The 24482-nt window shown below is 59.1% G+C and carries 22 protein-coding genes and 2 pseudogenes; 6 read left to right on the top strand and 18 right to left on the bottom strand.

Going from position 1 to position 24482, the window contains the following annotated elements; translation table 11 throughout:
* Window positions 1-11: 11 nt before the first annotated feature.
* The 5 genes from dnaJ to B9Z45_RS10900 all read right to left on the bottom strand — a co-directional run bounded on the left by dnaJ (window position 12) and on the right by B9Z45_RS10900 (window position 5614).
* Entirely contained in the window at window positions 12-1151 is a 1140-nt protein-coding gene (dnaJ, locus tag B9Z45_RS10920; protein ID WP_108407250.1) for a molecular chaperone DnaJ, read from the bottom strand.
* A 102-nt stretch (window positions 1152-1253) separates the two neighbouring features.
* On the bottom strand, window positions 1254-3182 hold the full coding sequence (gene dnaK, locus B9Z45_RS10915; RefSeq protein WP_108407249.1) for a molecular chaperone DnaK: 1929 nt from the start codon (window positions 3180-3182) through the stop codon (window positions 1254-1256).
* 107 nt (window positions 3183-3289) lie between these two features.
* A complete protein-coding gene (gene grpE / locus B9Z45_RS10910; RefSeq protein ID WP_108407281.1) occupies window positions 3290-3847 on the bottom strand; it encodes a nucleotide exchange factor GrpE in 558 nt (185 codons plus the stop codon).
* Window positions 3848-3966: 119 nt separating this feature from the next.
* Window positions 3967-4317, bottom strand: a complete 351-nt coding sequence (locus B9Z45_RS10905; RefSeq protein WP_108407248.1) for an FKBP-type peptidyl-prolyl cis-trans isomerase — start codon at window positions 4315-4317, stop codon at window positions 3967-3969.
* A gap of 124 nt (window positions 4318-4441) precedes the next feature.
* On the bottom strand, window positions 4442-5614 hold the full coding sequence (locus tag B9Z45_RS10900) for a fumarylacetoacetate hydrolase family protein (RefSeq protein WP_108407247.1): 1173 nt from the start codon (window positions 5612-5614) through the stop codon (window positions 4442-4444).
* Between the two features lie 189 nt (window positions 5615-5803).
* On the opposite strand from B9Z45_RS10900, the gene B9Z45_RS10895 reads away from it, so the two are divergent.
* Window positions 5804-6451: an OmpA family protein gene (locus tag B9Z45_RS10895; protein ID WP_108407246.1), complete on the top strand. Its 648-nt coding sequence runs from the start codon at window positions 5804-5806 to the stop codon at window positions 6449-6451.
* Here the strand turns inward: B9Z45_RS10895 and B9Z45_RS10890 are convergent.
* From B9Z45_RS10890 to B9Z45_RS10835, 12 genes and pseudogenes are all read right to left on the bottom strand, one after another.
* Window positions 6442-7035, bottom strand: coding sequence for a MarR family winged helix-turn-helix transcriptional regulator (locus tag B9Z45_RS10890; RefSeq protein ID WP_370445830.1), 594 nt, complete (start codon window positions 7033-7035; stop codon window positions 6442-6444). The two genes, B9Z45_RS10895 and B9Z45_RS10890, sit on opposite strands and share 10 nt — an antisense overlap.
* A gap of 10 nt (window positions 7036-7045) precedes the next feature.
* Window positions 7046-8634 (bottom strand): annotated as a pseudogene (locus B9Z45_RS10885) (acyl-CoA dehydrogenase family protein).
* 71 nt (window positions 8635-8705) lie between these two features.
* Window positions 8706-9707 (bottom strand): Bug family tripartite tricarboxylate transporter substrate binding protein, encoded by a 1002-nt coding sequence (locus B9Z45_RS10880; protein ID WP_108407245.1) that lies wholly within the window; start codon window positions 9705-9707, stop codon window positions 8706-8708.
* Window positions 9708-9777: 70 nt separating this feature from the next.
* Window positions 9778-10461 carry a flavin reductase family protein gene (locus B9Z45_RS10875; RefSeq protein ID WP_108407244.1) on the bottom strand — a complete coding sequence of 228 codons (684 nt, stop codon included), beginning with the start codon at window positions 10459-10461 and terminating at the stop codon, window positions 9778-9780.
* Between the two features lie 60 nt (window positions 10462-10521).
* Entirely contained in the window at window positions 10522-10941 is a 420-nt protein-coding gene (locus B9Z45_RS10870) for a thioesterase family protein (RefSeq protein ID WP_108407243.1), read from the bottom strand.
* Between the two features lie 10 nt (window positions 10942-10951).
* Window positions 10952-11715: pseudogene (locus tag B9Z45_RS10865) on the bottom strand (SDR family NAD(P)-dependent oxidoreductase).
* Between the two features lie 45 nt (window positions 11716-11760).
* The gene (locus B9Z45_RS10860; protein ID WP_108407242.1) at window positions 11761-13014 is read right to left on the bottom strand and encodes a thiolase family protein; all 1254 of its coding nucleotides are present in this window, start codon (window positions 13012-13014) and stop codon (window positions 11761-11763) included.
* Between the two features lie 18 nt (window positions 13015-13032).
* Complete coding sequence (locus B9Z45_RS10855) at window positions 13033-14886, bottom strand: feruloyl-CoA synthase (protein ID WP_108407241.1); 1854 nt, start codon at window positions 14884-14886, stop codon at window positions 13033-13035.
* 30 nt (window positions 14887-14916) lie between these two features.
* Window positions 14917-15663 carry a crotonase/enoyl-CoA hydratase family protein gene (locus B9Z45_RS10850; protein WP_370445833.1) on the bottom strand — a complete coding sequence of 249 codons (747 nt, stop codon included), beginning with the start codon at window positions 15661-15663 and terminating at the stop codon, window positions 14917-14919.
* 248 nt (window positions 15664-15911) lie between these two features.
* On the bottom strand, window positions 15912-17267 hold the full coding sequence (locus B9Z45_RS10845) for an MATE family efflux transporter (protein WP_108407239.1): 1356 nt from the start codon (window positions 17265-17267) through the stop codon (window positions 15912-15914).
* A 38-nt stretch (window positions 17268-17305) separates the two neighbouring features.
* Window positions 17306-17647, bottom strand: coding sequence for an ATPase with chaperone activity (locus B9Z45_RS10840; RefSeq protein ID WP_108407238.1), 342 nt, complete (start codon window positions 17645-17647; stop codon window positions 17306-17308).
* A gap of 101 nt (window positions 17648-17748) precedes the next feature.
* Complete coding sequence (locus B9Z45_RS10835) at window positions 17749-18087, bottom strand: zinc ribbon domain-containing protein YjdM (protein WP_108407237.1); 339 nt, start codon at window positions 18085-18087, stop codon at window positions 17749-17751.
* 108 nt (window positions 18088-18195) lie between these two features.
* Here B9Z45_RS10835 and B9Z45_RS10830 point away from each other — a divergent pair, with 108 nt between their 5' ends.
* Window positions 18196-19950 carry an ABC transporter transmembrane domain-containing protein gene (locus tag B9Z45_RS10830; protein WP_108407236.1) on the top strand — a complete coding sequence of 585 codons (1755 nt, stop codon included), beginning with the start codon at window positions 18196-18198 and terminating at the stop codon, window positions 19948-19950.
* Here B9Z45_RS10830 and B9Z45_RS17265 read toward each other — a convergent pair.
* Window positions 19942-20112, bottom strand: coding sequence for a hypothetical protein (locus tag B9Z45_RS17265; protein WP_199221889.1), 171 nt, complete (start codon window positions 20110-20112; stop codon window positions 19942-19944). The two genes, B9Z45_RS10830 and B9Z45_RS17265, sit on opposite strands and share 9 nt — an antisense overlap.
* A gap of 214 nt (window positions 20113-20326) precedes the next feature.
* Between B9Z45_RS17265 and B9Z45_RS10825 the strand changes: the two genes are divergently transcribed.
* The 4 genes from B9Z45_RS10825 to B9Z45_RS10810 are packed head-to-tail and all read left to right on the top strand — an operon-like array spanning window position 20327 to window position 24480.
* Window positions 20327-21241 carry a polyprenyl synthetase family protein gene (locus tag B9Z45_RS10825; protein WP_108407235.1) on the top strand — a complete coding sequence of 305 codons (915 nt, stop codon included), beginning with the start codon at window positions 20327-20329 and terminating at the stop codon, window positions 21239-21241.
* A gap of 38 nt (window positions 21242-21279) precedes the next feature.
* Complete coding sequence (locus tag B9Z45_RS10820) at window positions 21280-22488, top strand: methyltransferase (protein ID WP_108407234.1); 1209 nt, start codon at window positions 21280-21282, stop codon at window positions 22486-22488.
* Between the two features lie 37 nt (window positions 22489-22525).
* Window positions 22526-23479 (top strand): chlorophyll synthesis pathway protein BchC, encoded by a 954-nt coding sequence (gene bchC / locus B9Z45_RS10815; RefSeq protein ID WP_108407233.1) that lies wholly within the window; start codon window positions 22526-22528, stop codon window positions 23477-23479.
* Complete coding sequence (locus B9Z45_RS10810) at window positions 23476-24480, top strand: chlorophyllide a reductase iron protein subunit X (RefSeq protein WP_108407232.1); 1005 nt, start codon at window positions 23476-23478, stop codon at window positions 24478-24480. Before bchC ends, B9Z45_RS10810 begins: the two co-directional genes overlap by 4 nt.
* Window positions 24481-24482: the final 2 nt, after the last annotated feature.

The following is a 24482-nucleotide window of genomic DNA, read 5'->3' as shown; positions in this document are numbered from 1 at the left end:
AACGCCCGGCTTTACGCGCCGAAGAACCCTTTGAGTTTGTCGGTCCAGCTTTCGCCGCTGGGCTGGTGCTTTCCACCGCCTTTGCTCAGCGAGTCATCAAATTCCTTGAGCAGTTTTTTCTGGTGTTCGGTGAGCTTGACGGGCGTTTCCACCGTGATGTGGCAATACAAATCACCCGGGTAACTGCCCCGCACGCCTTTGATGCCTTTGCCGCGCAATCGGAATTGTTTGCCCGTCTGGGTGCCTTCCGGAATGTCGATGGCTGCTTTTCCGCCCAAAGTGGGCACGTCAATTTCACCACCCAAAGCCGCTTTGGTGAAGCCGATGGGCACAGCACAGTGCAAGTCATCACCATCGCGTTCAAAAATTGCATGTTTCTTGAGGCGGATCTCGATGAACAGATCACCCGGTGGCCCGCCATTGGTGCCCGGTTCGCCGTTGCCTGCACTGCGGATGCGCATGCCATCGTCGATACCCGCCGGGATTTTGACTTCGAGTGTTTTTTGTTTTTTGACCTTGCCTTGGCCTTGGCATGTGCCGCAGGGCTCTGGAATGATCTTGCCGGTGCCACGGCAATGTGGGCAGGTCTGCTGCACGCTGAAAAACCCTTGGCGCATTTGCACCTGGCCCTGACCATGGCAGGTTGCGCATGTTTTTGCGCTGGTACCCGGCTTGGCGCCAGAACCACTGCAGGTGTCGCAGGCATCCCAGCTCGGTATGCGCAATTGCGAATCCTTGCCATGGGCGGCCTCTTCGAGCGTGATCTCCATGGCATAGCTCAGGTCAGCACCACGGAAAACCTGGCGTCCGCCGCCACGCCCACCACGGGCCTGGCCACCAAAGATGTCGCCAAAGATGTCACCAAATGCATCACCAAAACCGCCAAAGCCTTCGGCGCCACCGCGCATATTGGGGTCGACACCGGCGTGACCGTGCTGGTCATAGGCGGCGCGCTTTTGCGCGTCCGACAGCATTTCGTAGGCTTCTTTGACTTCCTTGAATTTGGCCTCGGCTTCTTTGGCTTTCGCATCCTCACCCTGGTTGCGGTCAGGGTGGTACTTCATCGCCAATTTGCGATAAGCCTTTTTGATGTCTTCGTCTGAGGCGTTTTTGGCAACGCCCAGCACTTCGTAAAAATCTCGTTTGGCCATGGGGCAATCCAACCGTTAGAACAAGAACGCCGCGAAGGCAATTCAGTCACCTGAATCAGCTTGCGCGGCGGGACTGCGGGAAACCCGCAGAGGGGTGGGGTATTAGCCCTTTTTGACTTCCTTGACCTCAGCGTCCACCACGTTGTCGTCTTGTGGTTTGGCCTCGGCGGCACCGCCAGCGGCTGCGCCCGCAGCAGCTTGCTGCGCTTGCATGTCGGCATAGACTTTTTCGCCCAGCTTTTGGCTGGCCGTCATCAGAGCTTCGGTTTTGGCTTCGATGGCGTCTTTGTCCTCGCCCTTCAAAGCTTCTTCCAGTGATTTGGCGGCTGCTTCGATCGCTTCTTTTTCAGCCGCTTCGATCTTGTCGCCATGCTCGGTCAGGCTTTTCCTGACACTGTGGACAGCAGCTTCACCGGCGTTGCGAGCTTGTACCAACGCCAGCTTTTTCTTGTCTTCTTCGGCGTTCAGCTCGGCGTCTTTTACCATTTGCTGAATTTCGGCTTCAGACAAGCCCGAGTTGGCCTTGATCGTGATCTTGTTTTCTTTGCCGGTGCCTTTGTCTTTGGCACCCACGTGCAAGATGCCGTTGGCATCAATGTCAAAAGACACTTCGATTTGCGGTGTACCGCGCGGTGATGGTGGGATGCCTTCGAGGTTGAATTCACCCAATGCTTTGTTGCCGCTGGCGATCTCACGCTCACCCTGGAACACCTTGATCGTCACTGCCGGCTGGTTGTCCTCTGCGGTCGAGAAGGTCTGTGCAAACTTGGTCGGGATGGTGGTGTTCTTGGTGATCATCTTGGTCATGACACCGCCCATGGTTTCAATGCCCAATGACAGGGGGGTCACATCAAGCAGCAGCACGTCGGTGCGATCGCCCGACAAAACCTGGCCCTGAATCGCTGCGCCAACGGCCACGGCTTCATCGGGGTTCACATCCTTGCGTGGCTCTTTGCCAAAAAACTCTTTGACCTTTTCTTGCACTTTGGGCATGCGTGACATGCCACCGACCAGAATGATGTCGTCGATGTCGCCAACCGACACACCTGCGTCCTTGATCGCTGTACGGCAAGGGGCAATGGTGCGCTCGATCAGCTCTTCTACCAACTGCTCCAACTTGGCGCGGGTCAGCTTGATGTTCAGGTGCTTGGGGCCTGTGGCATCTGCCGTGATGTACGGCAGGTTGATGTCGGTCGAGGCCGAGCTAGACAATTCGATCTTGGCTTTTTCTGCAGACTCTTTCAGACGCTGCAGAGCCAGCACGTCTTTGGCCAGATCAACGCCGGATTCTTTTTTGAACTCGGTGATGATGAAGTCGATGATGCGCTGGTCGAAGTCTTCGCCGCCCAGAAACGTGTCGCCGTTGGTTGAAAGCACTTCGAACTGCTTTTCACCATCGATGTCGGCGATTTCGATGATGGACACGTCGAAAGTGCCGCCACCCAGGTCATACACGGCAATCTTGCGATCGCCTTTTTCGGTTTTATCCAGACCGAACGCCAAGGCAGCAGCCGTGGGTTCGTTGATGATGCGTTTGACGTCCAAGCCAGCAATCCGGCCCGCGTCTTTGGTGGCTTGGCGCTGCGCATCGTTGAAGTAAGCGGGCACCGTGATCACGGCCTCGGTCACTTCTTCGCCGAGGTAGTCTTCGGCGGTTTTCTTCATCTTGCGCAGGATCTCGGCGCTGATCTGAGGAGGGGCCAGTTTTTGACCACGCACTTCCACCCAGGCGTCGCCGTTGTCGGCTTTGGCGATGGTGTAAGGCATCAGGTCGATGTCTTTTTGGACTTCTTTTTCTGCGAACTTACGACCGATCAGGCGCTTGACTGCGTAAAGAGTGTTCCGGGGGTTTGTGACGGCCTGGCGCTTGGCCGAAGCGCCGACCAGGATTTCGCCGTCTTCTTGGTACGCAATGATCGACGGGGTGGTGCGAGCGCCTTCGGCGTTTTCGATCACTTTGGTCGTGTTGCCTTCCATGATGGCCACGCACGAGTTGGTGGTGCCCAAGTCAATACCGATGATTCTTCCCATTTTTATACTCCGAAATTGATTGAAATGCAGATGATTCGCAAGTGGGGCAGTGGGGAAACTTTTCAAGTCCCCCTGCTCCAAAAAAGGTTTTAGGTGAAAGCCTGTGCTTACTTGGGGGCTGTGACCGTCACCAAAGCAGGGCGAAGCACGCGGTCAGCGATGGAGTAGCCCTTTTGCAGCACCGATACCACGGTGTTGGCCTCCTGTTCGGCGGGCACCACGCTGATGGCTTGGTGGTGGTGTGGGTCGAACTTGGTTCCGGCAGGGGGGGCTATTTCGAGCACTTTGTTGCGTTCCATGGCACTTTTGAGTTGGCGCAAGGTGGCTTCAGACCCTTCCCGGATTTGCTCGATGGTGACGTTTGGGATGGCCAGCCCGGCTTCCAGGCTGTCCAGAACGGGCAACAGGCTGTCTGCAAATCCTTCGACGGCGAACTTGCGGGCCTTGGCGATTTCATCATCGGCTCGGCGGCGAGCGTTTTGCACATCGGCCTGGGCACGCAGGAATTGATCGGCCAGATCGGCGTTTTGCGCCTTCAGATTGGCCAGTTCAGCTTGGGCATCACCCAGCAGGTCAGGGGGGGAGGAGGCCGAATTTGTGGCTTCAGCGGCCAGTTCTTCGTTGCTCAAGGGGCTGTTATTGGGGTTTTGTGTGGCTTCTGACATGAACAATGTCCGGAAAAAAATGAATACCCCCATTAAATAGGGGCGTTGTCTCAGGCTTCAAGAGGTCAAGAAAAAACCCGCCAGAGTGGCGGGCAGAGTCCAGGGGGTAAGCGACAGGCTCAGCTCAGGGCCAGCAATTCCACGTCGAACTTCAAGGTGGCGTTGGCTGGAATCACGCCGCCAGCGCCGCGGGCGCCATAACCCAGCTCGGAGGGGATGATCAGGGTGCGCTGACCGCCCACCTTCATGCCGGCAACACCTTCGTCCCAGCCCTTGATGACCATGCCAGCGCCCAGACCGAACACAAAGGGATCGCGGCGGTCACGGCTGGAGTCGAACTTGGCGCCTTGCCCCCCTTCGTTGTAGAGCCAGCCGGTGTAGTGCACCGTCACGTCTTGACCTGGGGTGGCTTCTGCGCCTTCGCCCACAACGGTGTCTTCGTATTGCAGGCCGGAGGGTGTCGTGTTCATGGGTGAGCTTTCAGGAGGAAGTGGCCCGGGGCAGCCATGTGGCAAACCCGGGTGTAGAAAACCCAAAATTATGCCAGCACAGAGGGCCGGGCGCCATGGGGCTGGCTGATGCGCGAGTCGTTGATCAGGCCAAAAGCCCCCGGCGTGCCAAGTCGCGCATCAGGGCACGCGCGCCATATGTCCAAGGCTTGGCTTGGTCGGAGGTGGTGACCTGGTTGACCAAGGTGCCCAGCAGAGGGGTTGAGACGCTGACCACATCGCCCGCCACATGCGTGAAGCCCTGGCCTGGGCCGTGGCGGTCTTGGGTGGGGGCGAACATGGTGCCCAGAAACAGCATCATGCCGTCGGGGTATTGGTGGTATTTGCCCATGGCTTGCCCGACCAGGTCCAGCGGATCCCGGCTGATTTGCGACAGGGAACTGCTGCCTTGCATGACAAAACCCTCGGGGCCTTGAACTTTCAGACTCAGTTCACATTGGCGGACATCGTCGATGCCAAAGTGCGCGTCAAACAGGCGAATGAAAGGGCCAATGGCGCAACTGGCGTTGTTGTCCTTGGCCTTGCCCAACAGCAAAGCGCTGCGGCCTTCAAAGTCGCGCAGGTTCACATCGTTGCCCAGGGTTGCGCCCACCACTTCGCCGCGCGAATTGGCCGCCAGCACAATTTCGGGCTCGGGGTTGTTCCACTGGCTGCCTGGGTGGATGCCAACCATGGCCCCGGTGCCCACAGCGCTCATGGGCTGCGCTTTGGTGAAGATCTCAGCATCCGGCCCGATCCCGACTTCAAGATACTGAGACCACATGCCTTGGGCCAGCAGCACCTCTTTGAGTTTGACTGATTCGGGCGAACCAGGGACCACGCTGCGCAAGTTGTCACCGATCACGGCCACCACCGCCTGCCGCACGGCCTCGGCCCGGCTGGCATCGCCCCGGGCTTGTTCTTCGATCACGCGCTCAAGCATGCTGGCCACAAAAGTCACACCTGCAGCTTTGATAGCTTGTAAATCGCAGGGTGCCATGAACCATGGCAACGCGGGGTCACGGTCAGTTTCGGTGCTGTTGACCAGGATCGCGGCCGTGTCGCCCAGCCGATGGGCCTGGCCGGATGCCATGAACTGTTGAACGCGAACGGCCACCTGGTCTTGTTCCAGCAAGTCGCTGCAAGTTGCCGCCAAAGGGGACAGGTCAAGAACCGCTTCGGGCGTGACCGCGACCAGGACTGGCCCCGTGTTGGGTTGCCATACGCGACCGATCAAAGGGGCATGGTCGCAAGGCTGGGGCAAGGTGGTGGCGTTCATGGTCGATTTTGTTGTTTATCAATGTGAATATCTTGCCAGAAGGCCAAAGCCATGGATGTCTCGGACAGGCCTGCAAATTCTGCCTGCTGGCGACATCAAATGCCATGGGCTGCAAGCGGGTGCGTTACCGCACCGATACGCCTGAGCATCGACATTAGAGTGGTTTGCATGAACCAAAGGATCTTTCAGATGAAGACAAGTCATGCATTCAAAGCTGCTGGCAGTTGGACCAGTGCTCTGGCCATATTGCTCACGGGTTGCGCCACCGCCACACCAGAGCAAAAAGCCGCAGGTACGGGCGCCTTGATTGGTGCGGTGGCCGGTCAGATATTGGGGCGCGACAGCCAATCCACTGCCATTGGCGCGGGCCTGGGAGCTTTGGGCGGCTATGTCTGGTCCAAAAACATGGAAGACAAAAAGCGCGCCATGGAAACCGCCACAGCGGGCACGGGCACGGTGGTCACCCAAACCGCAGACAACCAGCTCAAGCTGAGCATCCCGAATGACATTTCTTTTGACACGGGGCGGTCTGACATCAAGCCGAATTTGCGCCCGATCCTGGACCAGTTCGCCCAAGGCTTGGGTCAGCAGCCCGGCATGGAAGTGCGCATCGTGGGCCACACCGACAACACTGGCAGCGATGCCATCAACAACCCCTTGTCGGTCAACCGCGCCCAAAGTGCGCGTGATTATTTGGTCTCTTGCGGCGTGAGCAGCAGCCGCATCGCGATTGATGGACGCGGTTCACGCGAACCCATTGCCGACAACGCCACAGAAGCTGGCCGGGCACGCAACCGCCGCATAGACATCTTTTTGGCCGAGCGAAGTCAAAGGTAAATTTTTTGCAGCAGCGTTAGCAGGGTTTGGCGTTGAGAGGGCGTGAGCTTGGCAGTTTTCTCGATTTCCAGCTCGCTGGCGGCTTGCTCGGCTTGCACCATCAGGGCCTGGCCCTTTGGGGAGGCATGCAAACCGACCGCCCGTCCATCGTGGGGGTGGGGTTTGCGCTCAATCAGACCGCGGGATTCCAGTGACTGGATCAGGCCCACCAGGTTGGGGGGCAGCAGGTTGAGGGTCGCACAAAGTTGCCGGGAGGTCACGCCGGGGTTGTGCTGGATGGTGGACATGACAGAAAAATCCACCGGCTTGAGCCCATAGGGCGCGAGGCGCTCCAGAAACAACTCGATGATGCTCAGTGCCGCCCGGCGAGCGTTGTAGCCCATCAGGGTTTGCAGGAAGCTGGTGTCCACCTTGTCGATGGCCGTCGACGGCTTGTCTTTGGGTGGGCTGGTGGAAACTTTGACTGGATTTTTAGCAGTCAGACCCTTGGCAGCACCCTTGACCAGACGGGCTGGCACTTTGACCGGCACTTTTGGTTTTTTCAGCTCGCCTGTGCCGGGCGCTGGGGTTTTGGTTTTAGGCATGGCAGCGTGATTATGTGGCCACAGCGGCGCACTGCGACACGATGATGAAGGTGCGCATCTGGAACTCGGGCAGCACCCAGTCGCGCAGGGCTTTGGCCGGGGCACGCCAGCGGGTGTCAGCATTGGGTGTGTCGGCTTCGATACCGGCTTCGATGCGCAACCAGGCCCAGTCCATCAGCACCAGTGCCACGGCACGCAGGTAGTCGTCGGCGACGCGAAACGCCAGCGCCGCGTCTTGCGGTGCGGTCTTGACGACCTGCGCTGTCACAGCGCGGAGCGTCTGAATGCGAGCGTGCGCCTGTGTGCTGGCTTTGTGCTTATCTGGCAAGTCGGCTTGGACAGTGTCCAGCAGGGCATACATGCCTGCACCGCCGTCGGGCAGTATTTTGCGAACCAGCAGGTCGATCGCCTGAATTTCGTTGGTGCCTTCGTAAATCATGGCCACACGCGCATCGCGCACGATTTGCTCAATGCCCCACTCGCGCACATAGCCGTGGCCACCGAACACCTGCAGACAATCACTGCCGCCATGAAAGGCCTGGTGGGTGAAGACCGATTTCATCACTGGTGTGACCAGCGCGCACCAGCGCTGGGCGGCGGCCTGTTTGTCGGCATCAGGACTGTGCTTGATCAAGTCGAGTTCGAGCGCTGTGCGGTAGGCCAACACGCGACCCGCATCGACCCAGGCGCGTTGTGTGTCCAGGATGCGGCGCATGGCTGGGTGCTCGCCGATCAGGTCGGCCTCACCTGCCGATTTGCCTTTGCCAGGCGCCCGCATCTGGCGTCGCTCTTGCGCATAGGCATCGGCCTTTTGCCAGGCCGCATCCAAAAGGCCAATGCCTTGCAGGGCCACATGCAGGCGGGCTGCGTTCATCATCACAAACATGGCGCCCAGGCCTTTGCCAGGCTCGCCCACGATGGCACACAAGGCTTCGTCAAAACGCATCACGCAAGTGGGACTGCCGTGCAGGCCCATTTTCTCTTCGATCCGGTCGCAGTGCACGCGGCTTCTTGTGCCGTCCGGGTAAAACTTGGGGACCAGAAACAGTGACAGGCCTTTGGGGCCGGGGGGCGCATCGGGCAAACGCGCCAGCACCAAGTGAACGATGTTGTCGGTCAGGTCGTGGTCGCCACCCGAGATGAAAATTTTGGTGCCACTGACCGCATAGCGGCCGTCGGGCATGGGGACAGCCTTGGTGCGGGCCAGGCCCAGGTCGGAGCCTGCGTGTGGCTCGGTCATGCACATCGTGGCCAGCCATTCGCCGCTGGCCACTTTGTCGAGGTATTGCGCTTTGAGTTCATCACTGGCGTGGTGCTTGATGCATTCGTATGCACCGTGCAGAAGGACTGGTAAGCCTTCTTGAAGCCTGGCGGCATGGTGACTGCGCCATCTTTCCATTGGGCCCCGATTTCGTCGCCATCTCGGTTGAGGGGGGCGATGACTTCGCTCACGAACTTGCCCGCCTCGTCCAGCACTTGCTGCATCAGATTCGCGTCTACCTCGGCAAAGGCGGGCAGGGCTTTCAGTTGGGTGTGCGCATTCAAAACGCGGGACAACACAAACTGCATGTCTTCGGTGCGGGGCTGGTAGGTGTTCATGGCGAGTTCAGTCAATCAAAAAATCCGGAGCGCCGTCAGGGTGCTCCGGACCGTGGCAGCCCAGCGGCAGATCAGGAGTCGACGCTGAAGCCGATGCGCTTGATCAGCGGGCCCCAACGCTCGAGCTCCACTTGTGAGCTTTTCAGTTGGTCTGCCGTTGTGCCGCCAAAGGGAATCAAGCCGACCACGGTCAAGGCGTCTTGCACGCCTTTGTCTTTCAGGGCAGCGTTGATGGCTGCGTTGGCGACCTGGATCACATTCGCGGGGGTTTTGGCGGGTGCATAAAAACCAAACCATTCTTCCACGGTCAATTCCGGAAAGCCTTGTTCGGCAAACGTGGCCACATCAGGAACAAAAGGCGAACGGGTCTTGCCGGACGTGGCCAGCAGGCGCATTTTGCCGGCTTTGTGGTTGGCAATGAAATCACCGTGGGGTGTGAACATACAGGCGATCTGGCCTCCGACCACGTCGGTCACGCCAGGCACTGAGCCACGGTAGGGAACATGCTTGAACTCAAAATTCTGGTTCAGGCCCAACAAGGCGCCAATGAAGTGAGGTGTTGAACCGGCAGCAGGGGATCCGTAGCTCGCTTGCGCGGGGTTGGCTTTGGCCCAGACCACAAAGTCTTTCACGTTCTTGACACTGGCCGGCACCATGGGGCCCACGGCAAAGCCGTGGTGAATCATGGAGGCGGTGCCCACCGGGGTGAAGTCTTCAAAGGGCTTGTATTGCAGGTTTTTGAAAATGTGGGGGTAAAGCGAAATGGCCGAAAAAGGGGTCATGGCCAGCACCGAGCCATCGGCTGGCGCGCTTTTCAGCAAATTCAGGGCGATTTGTCCCCCAGCACCCGGACGGCTGTCGATCACGCCAGAGTTTTTGCTGTAAGGGGTGCCGCCAAATTTTTCGGCCACGCGTCGGGCGCAAATGTCGCCCGAACTGCCAGGCGGGAAACCGTAGAGCACTTTGACTTGCTCGATGGGCAAGCCGCTTTGTGCCCAAACGTGCTGGAAAGCAGTGCTGCCAAATAGGGCTGTAGTGACAGTGGTTTGAATGAATTCACGGCGATTGCTCATGCTTGTCTCCTCTAAGGGGTGGTTGGAAAACGGGTTAAAAAATCAGTGTTTTGGGCGGTTTGGGTTGGGATCAGTGGGACGATGCTGCCTTGAATGCCTTGTCCGCAGACCCTTCCAAACCCGCCAACAAGGCTTTGCTGTTACCAGGAATGACCATTTGAAATTTCTTGTCTACAAATGTGTAGTCGTAGTAACCCATGCGCGCCAGCGGCTGGATCTTGAGCACATCCACCAAGCCTTGGGTATCAATGACCTCGTCATCGATGTGGATGGCCACGACGCGGCCAAAAACCACATCGGCACTGCCCATGGGGGGCTTTCCCGGAAAGCGAAGGCTGTTGAGGTAGACGCACTCGAACTGTATGGGTGAGCCCTTGACCCGCATGGGTTTGACAAGCCGACTGGCCAGTTTTTCCAGGCCAGCAAGTTCAAATTCGTCCACGCCAGGGGGAACCTCTTGGGCAGAAAGATTGACGGCATCGCGCAGTTCATAGGTGGCCATGTTCCAGACAAATTCACCGGTCTGTTCGGCGTTTCGCACAGAGTCCTTGCGCTCGCCTTGGGTGGTCTGGTTGGCACTGAACATGACGATGGGCGGATCAAATGTCACGTTCTGAAACTGGCTGTAAGGCGCCAGGTTGTGACGGCCTTGTGCATCAACGGTCGAGATCCAGCCAATGGGACGCGGGATCACGCATGACTTGAACGGGTCGTGCGGCAGGCCATGGGGGGTGATGCCAGGTTCGTAATACATGCTTCGGTTCTGTTCTCTTCGGGGTGTACGTTGCGTGCAAGAAAGGCTTTGTGCAGCTTTTTAGCTGCACAAAACCTTGATGTCCTCGGGCACGGGAATGGCTTTGATGCGGTCGGGGTCTTCGGGGTGCTTGATGCAAAATGCCCGAACTTCGGTGCCTTCGCACAGCACAGTGTCGCCACGCATCACCACATGCTTGTGTACAAAGACTTTGTCACGCCACTCCTGCACGCTGGTTTGCACCTGCAGGGTCTCGCCATAGGTGGCGGGACGGATGAATTTGGTGTTGATCTCCAGCAGCGGGGTGCCGATGATGCCGCGCGTCTTGACCAACTCCCGCCAAGGCAGAACGCCACACTTGACGAAAAAGTTCAATGACGAAGCGTCCATCCATTTGGAAAAATTAGGGAAGAACACGATGCCCGCGGGGTCGCAGTCCCCGAACATCACTTGCACTTCGTAAACAACAGTCTTGCTCATTCGGGGTCTTTCAGCGGGGGGCCATGCGAAGGGCGCCATCCAGACGAATGACTTCGCCGTTCAGGTGGTTGTTGTGCACGATGTGTACGGCCAGTTCGGCAAATTCTTCCGGCTTGCCCAAGCGTGCTGGAAAGGGAATGCTGGCAGCCAAAGACTGCTGTACGGGCTCAGGCAAGCTGGCCAAAAGCGGGGTCTTGAACAGGCCGGGGGCGATGGTGCACACGCGGATCCCATGTTGCGCCAGGTCTCGCGCCATGGGCAGCGTCATGCCCACCACGCCGGCTTTGGAGGCGCTGTAGGCTTGCTGGCCGACCTGACCATCAAAAGCAGCAACCGATGCGGTGAAGACCATCACGCCGCGGGCACCAGCTTCCATTGGATCGAGTTTGGCGCATGCCGCAGCAAAAAGGCGTGCCGCGTTGTAAGTGCCGATCAGGTTGACGTTGATCACTTTGGCAAAGTCTTCCAGCGGTGCGGCGTTGCCGTCCTTGCCGACCACGCGCTTGGCGCTGCCAATGCCTGCAATTTGCATCAGAATTCGGGCGGGGCCGTGTGCAGCGGCTGCGCTTTCAATGGCTTGAGCCATGCTGTCCGGATCGCTCACATTGCATTTGACGGCATGCCACCGATGTCCTTGGCCACGCGCTCGGCGTTGTCCATGTTCAGGTCGAGCACCACAACCTTGGCGCCCAGCCGGGCCAGTTCGCGTGCAGTGGCTTCGCCCAGACCGGAGCCGCCGCCGGTGACCAGTGCTGCTTGTCCTTGGATGTTCATTTGGGTTCCTTGGTCGAAAGAGGAGGGTAAATGCTTCAGGTGCGATCAGGCTGCAGCATCTGGGTTTTCAATCAACAGTGCAATGCCCTGACCGCCACCCACACAGGCACTTGAGATGCCGTAGCGCAGACCTGAACGTTTCAGTTCACGCGCCAGCGTGAGGGTCAGGCGCACGCCAGTGGCCGCCAGCGGGTGGCCCAGCGCAATCGCGCCGCCATTCACGTTGAGCTTGGACAGGTCGAGGCCCAATTCGCGGCCCACAGCCAGTGTTTGCGCGCCTTGGGCTTCGTTGATCTCGAAGCGGCCAATGTCTGACAGCTTCAGGCCCGTGCGCTCCAGCAGAAGGCGAATCGCCGGTGCCGGGCCGATGCCCATTATTTCGGGCGGAACGCCCACGGCGGCCGCTGCAAGCAAGCGGGCCAGAGGTTTTTTGCCGTGGGCTTTGGCATACACTCCGGAAGTGACCACACAAGCGGCGGCACCATCGACCAAGGCTGAGCTGTTGCCACCGGTTTGAACGCCGCCTTCGTAAACGGACCTGAGCTTGGCCAACACTTCGGGTGGCGAAATGCGTGGGTGGGTGTCGGCACTGACTTGGGTGACTTTGCCTTGCAACTTGATGCCGCGGGCGTTGTAGCCTTCGAGTTCAAATTTTTCAGTGACCACAGGGACGATTTCACCCGCATGAAAACCCGATTCCTGGGCAGCCACGGCTTTGGCAAAAGAGTCTGAGGCGAACTGGTCCACCTCTTCGCGGGTGATGTTGTATTTTTTGGCCAGGTTTTCGGCGGTCTGGATCATGTTGATGCCTGCAGCCGGATCCTTCAGGGCCTCCCACATGAAGTCCTTGAAGCCCACGGGTGCGCCCAGCTTGAAACCGGTGCGGTGGTCAAAGGCGGCAATCGGATTGCGCGTCATGCTTTCGGTACCAACAACCAGCGCAGCCTCGCAAACGCCCGATTCAATCTGCTCGCCTGCCTGGCGAAAGAGTTCAAAGCCGGTGCCGCAAATGCGCTGCACCATGATGGCGGGCACCTCTTGTGGCACGCCGGCATACAGGCCAATATGGCGCGGCAATACAAACTGGTCAAAGTCGCCAGGGGCCATGTTGCCCGTGATGACCGAGCCGATCTCGGTGGGGGCAATGCCTGCGCGCTTTAAGGCTTCGCGGGCGGCCTTGATGCCCAGGTCCGTGGGGGAGATGTGGCCGAGTGCGCCGCAGTAATCGACCATGGGCGTGCGCACGCCTTCGTGCATCCACACATCGGCAAAAGCGTTGAAGAAACCTTTGGAAGCCATGTTGTTCTTTCTTTAAGTTCAAGCCTGGGGCTTGATGATGTAGTGCAGCGTTTCGCCATGCAAAGCTGCGACGGTGTCGGCGCGGTGGGTCAGCACTGAGCGTTGGTTGATGGAGCCCTTGTCGGTGATTTCGCCTTTGTCGATGGTGGGCGGCTCTGACAACAAGCACAGGCGAGCGATGCGGTTGGCGCTGCCCGTGCCGCTTTTGGCCAACTCGTTGACGATTTCCTGGAACTTGGCCAGTACAGTGGCAGACGCGAGCACCTCGGACAGCGGCACGTCGGCAGCCAGGCCGCTCAAGGCGCGCACGGCGGGCGTCGGAAAAATCATCGCGCCGACTTCTTTCATGTTCAGGCCTGTGAGCACCGCGTCCTGAATGTAGGGTGCGCCTGCTGCAATGATCTTGCTGCGCAGCGGACCCACGCTCACAAAAGTGCCGGTGGCCAGTTTGAAGTCTTCGGCAATACGGCCATCGAATTTCAGGCCCAAATGGACATCGATTTCGTCGATCCACTTGACGGCATCGCCCGTCTTGAAGAAGCCTTCTTCGTCAAAAGCACCAGCAGTTTCTTCGGCGTTACGCCAGTAGCCGGGCGTGATGTTGGGTCCACGGTAGCGCACCTCGGTTTTGCCCTGCATGTCCACCAGTTTGAGTTCCAGGCCGGGCGTCGGGACGCCCAAATCACCGGCGTGCACAAAGGGGTTGGTCACGAAGATGCCGAACGGACCCGACTCGGTCATGCCCAAGCCCGTGCCCATCACGATGCGTTCACCCACTTCGCGCTCTTGCGATTCATAAAGGCTGTCCCAGATGGGCTGGGCCAATGCAGCACCGGCATAAAAGAACATCTGCACGCGCGACAAAAGTGTCTTGCGCAGGGCATCGTCGGTCTTCATCGCGTTGGCAATGGCTTCAAAGCCGGTGGGCACGTTGAAGTACACCGTGGGGGCGATTTCGCGCAAGTTGCGCAGAGTCTCGTTGATGAGCGCCGGTGTGGGCTTGCCGTCGTCGATGTACAGCGTGCCGCCGTGATAGATCACCATGCCCACGTTGTGGTTGCCGCCAAAGGTGTGGTTCCATGGTAGCCAGTCGACCAATACAAGTTCTTTTTCGGCCAACACGGGCATAGACTGCGCCATCTGCTGCTGGTTGGCACACCAAAGGCGCTGGGTGTTGATGACGGCTTTGGGTAGCTTGGTTGAACCGCTGGTGAACAGAAACTTGACGATGGTGTCCGGGCCCGTGGCGGCAATGGCTGCCTCCACTGCAGGCGTTGCAGCCGTGGCGCACAGGCTCTCGAATGTGGTGACGGGGCGGCCTTCCACAGCGCCTTCGGCCATCACCACTTCCATGTCGTTGCTGACCGTAGTAGCAATGGCTTTGGCGTAACGGGCATCAGAGGCAAACACCATGCCGGGTGTGACTGTTTTGAGTACGTGCTTGAGCTTGTCGTAGTCCACGCTGACCAGTGAATAAGGTGGCGATGTGGGCACAAATGGCACACCGGCCACCATGGCGCCCAAGGCCAGCAGGGCGTGTTCCAAGCTGTTCTCACTCAAGATGACAACGGGGCGCTCGGCGTTCAAGCCCCGGTTGATCAGACCTTGCGCAATATTGCGTGCGGTGGCCCAAGCCTGCGCATAGGTGATGTGTTTCCAGTCACCCAGCGTGCCATCGGCTTGCTTGACACGGCGGGCCATGAAGCTGTGGTCTGGCTTGGTTTGTGCCCAGTGTTGCAGGCGGTCTGTCATGCGCTCGGCAAAGGGCTGCAAAGGCTGCTCGGCTGTCAGGTAATGCGTGCCTGGCACGCCATCGCGCAGGGTGACGCGGGTGACGCCGAACTTCAGGGGGCGGAATTTGAGCGGGCTCATGCTTGTCTCCTTTATTTTTTTGATGCCTACTCAACCCTTTTGTACTTTGGGGGCCTTGCCCTCAAGGAATGCACGTACTCGGGCTTTCGCTTCAGGCGCTGCCTGCGCAATCGAAGAAATCAGGGCTTCCGTGAACAGGCCGTGGTCGGCGGGTTGCTCTGCAATGCGGGGCAGGGCATGCATGAGTGCAAAGTTGGTCAATGGCGCGTTGGTGGCAATTCGGTTGGCCAGTTCGATGGCCTTGTCCAGTGCATCGCCTTTGGCAACCAAGTACTGCGCCAAACCCACGCGTTCACCCTCTTTGGCGTCGTAAACGCGGCCGGTCAGCATCATGTCGGTCATTCGCGCCGCGCCAATCAGTTTGGGAATTCGCACCGAACCACCACCGCCCACAAAAATGCCCCGAGTGCCTTCTGGCAAGGCGAAGAAAGTGCTGTCATCGGCCACTCGGATGTGGCTGGCGCTGGCCAACTCAAGCCCGCCACCGACCACGGCGCCATGCAGCGCCGCGACCACGGGCACGCGCCCTTGCTCAACCGCGTTCAAGGCCACGTGCCAGCTGCGTGAGTGGTGAATGCCTTCGCCAGCATCGCGTTCTTTGAGTTCGGACAAATCAAGGCCGGCGCAAAAATGGTCACCTTCGCCGTGAATCACCGCTGCACCGGCTTCAGGGGGCAGATTTTGGAAGACATCGCGCAGTGCTTCGATCAGGCCGTCGTTCAGGGCATTGCGCTTGCCCGGACGGCACAAACGCACCAGGGCCACAGCGCCGCGCATTTCAAGCGCTATGCCGTTGGCCGCTGCGCGTTCGAGGATCGGATTGCTGGTTTGTGTCATCGGAGGTCCTGGGAATGGCTTGATCAAAAGATCAATAAGGTTATTTTTGATAACCATATTGTGCTCGGATGGTGCGCTTGTGCCCTTGGTGTTTTCCCTGATTTTTGGGAAAAAAGGACAAACTACTGCCATCCTGATTTTGGAAATGATCAGGCAGGCACCGATGCCATCGGCGTTCCCCCAGGTGCTCAGTCTTTCGGACCCCAGGGCGTGAACCAGACAGCTGCTGCTGTCACCACCCCATACAGCAGCATGGCCACGGCCACCAGTGTGTAAAAGCTCTCGGCTGTGGCGTGGTTTTGCGCCAGCCAATAGCCCACGCCTGCCACCAGAACCAGTCGCACGGTGCCCGCCAGAACGGGGCCGACCACCTGACCCGCACCTTGCGATGCGAAGTACAGCGTCAAGCCCAGACCAAAGAACGGGAAGGCCGGGCCAGCGGTGACCAGGTACTGCCGGGCATGGCTCAGCACGGTTTCGTCTTGTGTGAACAGACGAGCCCACAAGTCTGGTGCGAGGGTGACCACCAAACCGATCAAGCCCAGGTTGAAGGCAGATACGCCACCCGCCACCCAAGCCACACGCCTTGCCCGAACTACATTGCCTGCGCCCATGGCCATGCCCACCATGGGCACCGAGGCCACGCCAATGCCAAAGGCAATCGGGATCAACATGAACTCAAGCCGCTGACCAATGCCATAACCCGCCAGAGCTTCGGTGCCCAGTTGTGCCACCAGGCCCGTAAAAATCAGAATGGCCAGCACAGATTGCACAGGCGACAAGCAAGCGATAGCCCCCACTTTGAGGATGTCCGCAAACATCTCCCTTTGCATTTCAAAGGCATTCAGCTTCAGCGTCAGCTGGCCCTTACCAGCCATCAGATACCAGAGGAAATAAACCACCCCGAAGGCTGTGGCGACGATGTGCCCCCAGGCCACGCCCACCATGCCCATGGCAGGCAAAGGGCCTGCGCCCAACGACAGAACGCCCCCCAAAATGATTTGTAAAACTGCTGTGGCGACCAGCGCCACTGAAGGGACGCGCATGTTGCCCGTTCCCCGCAAAACAGAGGCCAGCGTGTTCATGAGCCAGACCAGCAAAGCACCGGTAAAGAGCACGGCTGAATAGCGAACAGCTTCTTCGAGAACCGCGTCCTTGCCCCCGAGAAGATTGTAAAAGTCGGGCCCAAAGGCCAGAAAAATGGCGCTGTAAAGTCCACCCGCACCCACACCGATCACCAAGGCGTGCAGCAGCAAGCTCTGGGCGCGTGCTGTGTCGGAAGCGCCCAGCGCACGGCTGATGGCGGCAGACACACCACCCCCCATGGCACCCGCTGACATCATTTGCGTGAGCATGGCAAATGGAAATACCAGCGCCATGGCGGCCAGGGGCGCTGTGCCCAGGCGGCCAACATAGTAAGTCTCGGCAATGCCCACCAGCACGGTCATGGCCATGGCCAGCACATTGGGCAATGACAGTCTGAGCAAGGTGGTCAAAATGGCGCCTTTGAGCAGGCGATCCAAAGGGTTGTGCGGTCGGGTCATGGGCGCATCTTTTCGGTGGGGTAAGCGACCGAGGTGACTCAGACGACAGGGTCGCTTGTCGGTGGGACCTGAAGCAGTTGGTCCATCGGCCAGTTCAGCAACTCCGCCAGGCGGCAGACCACCCACCGGGCTTCAAGGGCGGAGAAAACGGAGGGGTCGGCCAACAGTCCCTGCTCACATTGCTGCAGCACCAGGTCTTCGGTGATGCCGAGGGTGAACTGCATGTTGGCGGCTTTTTCCGTCAGCAAGTTGGCCAGGTCTTCGCACAGCTCATAGCGCTGGGCCATGTCTCGCTGACCCATGGTGGGCTTGATCTTGCCCGGGGGCACGAACAGCGCCATGAAAGATGGCGGGATATGGATCTGGAATTCGTCGGTCATGGTTGTCAATGGCTTCAGCGCTGAATTAACGCACAGACGCCTGGGCGAGGATTTTTTAAATTGCCAACAGCACTCCCAAGCTGAAGTTGGGTCCGTGTTGATCAGGATTTTTTGACGAACTCGGTTTTGAGTTGCATCGGACCGAAGCCCTCAATCTTGCAGTCGATGTCGTGGTCCCCTTCAATCAGGCGGATGTTTTTGACTTTGGTGCCGACCTTGACGACAGCGGATGATCCCTTGATCTTCAGGTCCTTGATCAGGGTCACAGCGTCGCCGTCTTGCAGAACATTGCCGTTGGCGTCTTTCCAGACCTTGACAGCTTCGATAGCGGGGACATCTGCAGGGTTCCACTCATGCCCGCAGCTGGGGCACACCATGAACTCGCCCTCCTGGTAGGTGTATTTGTCGTGGCATTGGGGGCAGGGGGGAAGTGCGTTCATTGGTTTCTGACCAGACAAAAACCGGATTGTCGTCTCCAAACACCTTGAAATCCGGTGCTTGCTTTTACCGTTATGCTTGCTGCGACTCTTTTCGGATTACTTTTGTCGATGGCTGCAACTCCCAAATCGCTCACGGGCTTGGTCCCTTTTTTGAAACCCTACCGCATGGCTTTGGGTTTCGCTGCTTTGTTTTTGCTGCTGGCGGCTGGCACCACGCTGGCCTTTCCGTGGGTCCTGCGCCAGCTGATCGACCAGGGCCTGTCCACAGGGGCTTCAGCCGAACAGTTGTCAGGGAACTTCTTGCAGCTGTTTGGGGTGGCAGCGGCTTTGGCGGTTTTTTCTTCAGGTCGGTATTACACCGTCAGCTGGTTGGGCGAGCGCATCACCGGTGACCTTCGCAATGCGGTTTACGGCCATGTGCTCAAGCAAAGCCCGGCCTTTTTTGAAACCACGCAGTCGGGGGAGGTGCTGTCGCGCCTGACCAACGACACCACGCTGGTGCAAACCGTGGTGGGTTCGTCTTTTTCGATGGGCTTGCGCAACCTGGTGATGGGTGCGGGGGCTCTCTTGATGCTGGTCTGGACCAACCCGGTCTTGATGCTGCAGGTGGTGGCAGTGCTGGTGGCCGTGATATTCCCCAGCGTCTACCTGGGTCGTCGGGTGCGTCGACTTTCGCGTGCCAGTCAGGACCGGGTGGCTGACTCCAGTGCCATCGCCTCAGAGGTGCTGAACGCCATCACAGTGGTGCAAAGTTACACCGCCGAAGGCCGCGAGACCCGCCGCTTCATCGACTCAACGGCGCGTGCACTGGGAACAGCCCTGGGCCGCATCCGAGCACGAGCGGTGCTTGTGGGCTTCATCATCATGGCCTCCAGTGCGGTTTTGCTCTGGGGTTTGTACATGGGCACCTTGGCTGTGCGAGCCGGTACCAGCACGGCCGGCCAGTTGGGCGAAACGGTGTTTTACGTGATCTTGCTGGCCAGCGCCTTCGCGGTGTTGGGCGAGGTCTATGGCGATATGTTGCGCGCTGCAGGCGCCACCGAGCGCCTGATGGAATTGCTGCACACCGAGTCAAACCTCAAGATCACAGACCAGCCACAAAAATCGCCCTGGCCTCAAGGCGGTTCATCGCTGCAGTTGGAGGCGGTGTGCTTTCACTATCCGTCACGCCCCGACACCTGGGCGCTGAACCAGCTGAGTGGCCAGATTCAACCCGGTCAGACTGTGGCCGTGGTGGGCCCCAGCGGCGCCGGCAAAACCACGGTGTTCGATTTGCTGATGCGCTTTCATGACCCTCAGTCGGGCCGCATCGTGCTGGATGGCGTGCCCATTGACCAGATGAATTTGAATGATCTGCGTGAGCGCATGGCCATCGTGCCCCAAGAGCCGGTGATTTTTTCGGGCACAGTGATCGAGAACATCCGTTACGGCCGCCCCGATGCCAGCTTGGAAGAAGTGCACGCGGCTGCCGAAGCGGCTTATGCACAAGAGTTCATCCGGGAATTGCCCGAGGGCTTTGACACTTATCTGGGGGACCGGGGCGTTCGTTTGTCGGGCGGGCAGAGGCAACGCATCGCCATTGCGCGTGCGATCCTCAAGAACCCGCCGCTTTTGCTGCTCGATGAGGCCACGAGCGCGCTCGATGCGCAAAGTGAAAAAATGGTGCAGGCCGCTTTGGACAAAGCCATGGTGGGCCGCACCACGCTGGTGATTGCCCACCGCCTGGCCACAGTGCAACGTGCTGATGTGATCTGGGTCCTGGAGCGGGGTCGCCTGATGGAGCAGGGCACCCACGCCGAGTTGCAGGCCAAAGGCGGGCTTTACGCCAGCCTGGCGGCCCTGCAGTTCAACGGATCAAACTGACTCCTTTTTGTCGTCGGCGGTTGGGCATTCAGCTTCTTGCTGTGCTTTTTCCCGCGCCCGCTGCTGGCGAGTTTGTTCTTGCGCCCGGCGCACATCGTGCATTTGCCAAAAGGCAAACACAAACACCAGTCCGAAAATGCCCAGCTCTAACCAGATGCCCATGCTATTTCTCCTGCTCACTTATTGACCAGCACATCCTAGCGTCTGTTGCCCGTGCGGTGGGTTTGAAGGCCTATCAGCAGCTTGGATGCCTGCGCAAGTCTTGCAGTGGATCGTGCGTCCGGGTGTCAACAAGGGTTGACAGTTATTGAAATAAGGCTATATTGACACTCATGCCCGTCAGTTTGGACAGACGGGTCTTCCTTTCGGAGGTTCCATGAGTCTGTTGACACGCGCTGAGCAAGCCTTGAACACCCATTTTGAGCAAGCGGCTGGCGTGGGAGCGCCCCCCCGCCTGGTCGCTGCCATGCGGCACGCGGTATTTTCGGGGGGTGCCCGCATCCGCCCACAACTCTGCATGGCCGTGGCCACGGCTTGTGGCGATGATTTGCCCCAACTGACCAACGCCGCCGCTGTCGCCTTGGAGTTGATGCATTGCGCCTCACTGGTGCACGACGACATGCCGGCCTTTGACAATGCCGACACCCGGCGTGGCCGCCCCACGGTGCACAAAGCCTTCAGTGAACCTCTGGCGCTGCTGGCGGGCGACGGCTTGATCGTCATGGCCTACCGGGTTTTGCTTCAATCCGGTGCTCAGCGGCCAGACCGGCTGATTCGACTGATGGACAACATGACCACCGGTGTGGGTTTGCCGGATGGCATCGTGGCCGGGCAGGCTTGGGAGTGCGAGACCAGTGCCGATCTGGGCCAATACCAGCGCGCCAAGACGGGTGCCTTGTTCGTCTCGGCCACCTGTGCCGGTGCGCTCAGCTGCGGCTTAGAACCCGAACCCTGGGCGCCGTTGGGGGCTTTTCTGGGCGAGGCTTACCAGGTCGCCGATGACATCCGGGATGTGATTGCGGATGCCGCCAGCCTGGGCAAACCTGTTGGGCAAGACATCCTGCACGCCCGGCCCAGCTCAGCCCAAGCCTTGGGCTTGGACGGGGCCATTGCCCATTTTGACCACCTGATCGACCAGGCCGCAGCCTCGATTCCGGTGTGCTCGTGCCGAGACATGTTGCGTCAACTGGTGCAACTTGAAGCCGAGCGCCTGGTGCCCAAGGCCTTGTGCGAAGGCTATTTCAAGGCCCACCCCGGCGTGGCTGCCAGCCGCATCAGCGCAACGCATTGAGCGCTTTCTCCTGCTCTTGAGACCGCGAAAGAATCAACATGTCACAGCACCTGGATCTGGCCGCCATTGCGACCCATGCCGTTCCCACCTCGTTCAAAGATGCCTTGCAAGCCCGACTTGAACGCTGGTACGCACACCCCGGTCTTTACCGCTGGTCTCTGGGCAATCCGTTGACGCGTTGGCTTACGCGTCGCCGCACCCGTAAATTGTTTGATTTGATGGCTGGTTTTGTTCACAGCCAGGTACTGCTCGGCTGTGTCCGGCTGGACCTGTTCCGTGCGCTGCACCATGCGCCCGCCTCTTTGACCGAGCTGGCCCGCCGCACAGGTCTGGCCCCTGTTGTCTTGCAGCGCTTGCTGCTTTCGGCCGTGGCCCTGGGACTTCTGGAGCACCGCAGTCAGGGCCGGTTTGGCCTGGGCCCGCTGGGAGTTCCGCTGGCGCAGCACGAGGGCATTGCTCAAATGATCGAGCACAACCATTTGCTGTACCAGGACATGCAAGACCCTTTGCAGTTCCTGAACAACGCCTGGAGTGGCGGCATGGCCGAGTACTGGCCCTACGCCCATGAGAAGCCCGTACCAGCCCCGCCTGACCTGGACAAGTTCACTCGCTATTCACAACTGATGGCGGCATCGCAAGGCTTTGTGGTGCAGGAAATCCTGTCGTCCTACTTTTTCGATGAACACCGTTGCGTTCTGGATGTCGGTGCCGGCCAAGGGCGATTTGTAGGCGAATTGGCTGTGCACGCCCCGCACCTGAAGTTCAAGATGTTTGACCTTCCCCCTGTGCTCGATCTGGCCCGTGAAGGACTGAAAGCCAAGGGTCTGAGCGAGCGTGTGACGCTTCACCCGGGCAGCTTTCTGGACGACCCCTTGCCTGAAGGCGCGGACCTGATCACTCTGGTGCGTGTGGCCCATGACCACCCCGATGCAGTGGTTCGCCAGATTTTGCTAAAGGCCCATGCCGCCTTGCCTGTGGGCGGGGTCTTGTTGCTGGCCGAACCCATGGCCCAGCCCGACGAAGAGCCCGGACAGCCCAGCGCATCGGCTGACGCGTATTTCCATTTTTACCTGTTGGCCATGGGGGCAGGTCGTCTGCGCACCCCGAAAGAGCTGCAAAGCCTGATGGAAGAAGCCGGATTTACCCACGTGGAACGAGTGCCCAACGCCATGCCGATCCATGCCCGGATCCTTTTGGGACGCAAATCTCAGTGTTTACCCTCTGTTTCGCCGAATAGTGTCAATTAACTTTGACATGTTGTGATGTAAAGCAAAGAATACAAGCATGAAATCCCAAGCCGTTGTCTTCAACAGTCCCAGGCACCTGTCCTTACAGGCCCTGGACTTGCCAGAGCTGCAAGCCGGCCAGCTGGAAGTGGCTGTCGAGTTCAGTGGCATCAGCACCGGTACAGAGCGCATGCTCTGGGACGGCAGCATGCCGCCTTTCCCGGGCATGGGTTATCCGCTGGTGCCGGGCTATGAAACGGTGGGTCGCGTGGTCCGCGCTGCATCAGATTCGGGTTTACAGGCCGGTCAGCGGGTTTTTGTGCCGGGCGCCAACTGTTTCACCGGGGTCAAAAGCCTGTTCGGGGGCACGGCCTCGCGCCTCGTGGTAAACGAACAAAAAGTCATGCCGGTTGCAGAGCACCTGGGCGCCCAGGCGGTGCTGTTGGCCTTGGCTGCCACGGCCTACCACGCTGTGTCGGGCGGGGGTCAGCAAGACCCCTTTGCCCCGCCGGAACTGATCATTGGCCACGGCGTCATGGGCCGTTTGCTGGCTCGACTCACCGTGGCTGCAGGCTTGCCTGCCCCCACGGTGTGGGAAACCCAGACCGACCGTTTCGCCGGTGCACACGGCTACACCGTGGTGCGGCCGCAAGACGACCCGCGGCGCGACTACGGCACGATTTACGACGTGAGCGGCGATGGCAGTCTGCTCGATACCCTGATCCAGCGCCTGCGCCCCGGTGGCGAGCTGGTGTTGGCGGGCTTTTACAAACAAGACCTGAAATTTGCTTACGCCCCGGCCTTCATGCGCGAAGTGCGCATGCGCATTGCGGCCGAGTGGAAGCGCCCTGACCTGCTTGCTGTCAACGAGCTGGTGCACACCGGCCGCTTGTCCCTTGACGGTTTGATCACCCACACCCAGCCATCGACACAAGCTGGTTCCGCCTACGAGACCGCCTTCGGAGATGCGAGCTGTCTCAAGATGATCATTGATTGGAGTGCCACTGCATGAACACCGAAACCACCGCCCAGCCCATCAAATTTGTCGAGTTGCTGCGCCGCGAGGCCGATGTGGAGCCCGATGCCGTCAGCACCAGCGAGGTGACCAAAGAAACCCAAATCATTGCCATTTACGGCAAGGGTGGCATTGGCAAAAGCTTCACCCTGGCTAACCTGTCTTACATGATGGCGCAGCAGGGCAAAAAAGTCCTGTTGATCGGCTGTGACCCCAAGAGTGACACCACCAGTTTGTTGTTTGGTGGCAAGGCTTGCCCCACCATCATCGAAACCTCTTCACGCCTGAAGCTGTCAGGCCAGGCTGTGAGCATTGGCGATGTCTGCTTCAAGCGCGATGGCGTGTTCGCCATGGAACTGGGTGGCCCCGAAGTGGGGCGTGGCTGCGGTGGTCGCGGGATCATCCATGGTTTCGAGACTCTCGAGAAACTGGGTTTCCATGACTGGGGTTTTGACTTTGTGCTGCTCGACTTTCTGGGCGACGTGGTGTGCGGCGGCTTCGGTCTGCCCATCGCCCGTGACATGTGCCAGAAGGTGATCGTGGTAGCCAGCAACGACTTGCAGTCCCTGTATGTAGCCAACAACGTTTGCTCGGCAGTGGAGTATTTCCGAAAGCTCGGCGGTAACGTCGGCGTGGCAGGCATGGTCATCAACAAGGACGATGGCACGGGAGAAGCTCAGGCCTTTGCCACCAATGCCGGCATTCCTGTGTTGGCCGCCATTCCGGCCAACGAAGATATTCGGCGCAAAAGTGCCAGTTACGAAATCATCGGCCGCCCAGATGGCGAGTGGGGTCCATTGTTTGCGGAGCTGGCCAAGAACGTCGCAGAAGCCCCCCCGATGCGTCCGAAACCTCAGACCCAAGACCAATTGCTGGGCTTGTTCAGTGCCGATGTGGTCGGTCGCAACGTGGTGCTTGAACCAGCCACTTTGTTCGACATGGTGGGTAAAAACGAAGACATCAAGCCATCGCTTGAAGTCGTCTACGACGCCGCCTGATT

Source organism: Limnohabitans sp. 2KL-17 (assembly GCF_003063415.1).
In the GTDB taxonomy this organism is placed as follows: domain Bacteria; phylum Pseudomonadota; class Gammaproteobacteria; order Burkholderiales; family Burkholderiaceae_C; genus Limnohabitans_A.
The sequence above is the reverse complement of the archived record's forward strand: the minus strand, read 5'-3'. Positions and strand labels throughout refer to the sequence as shown.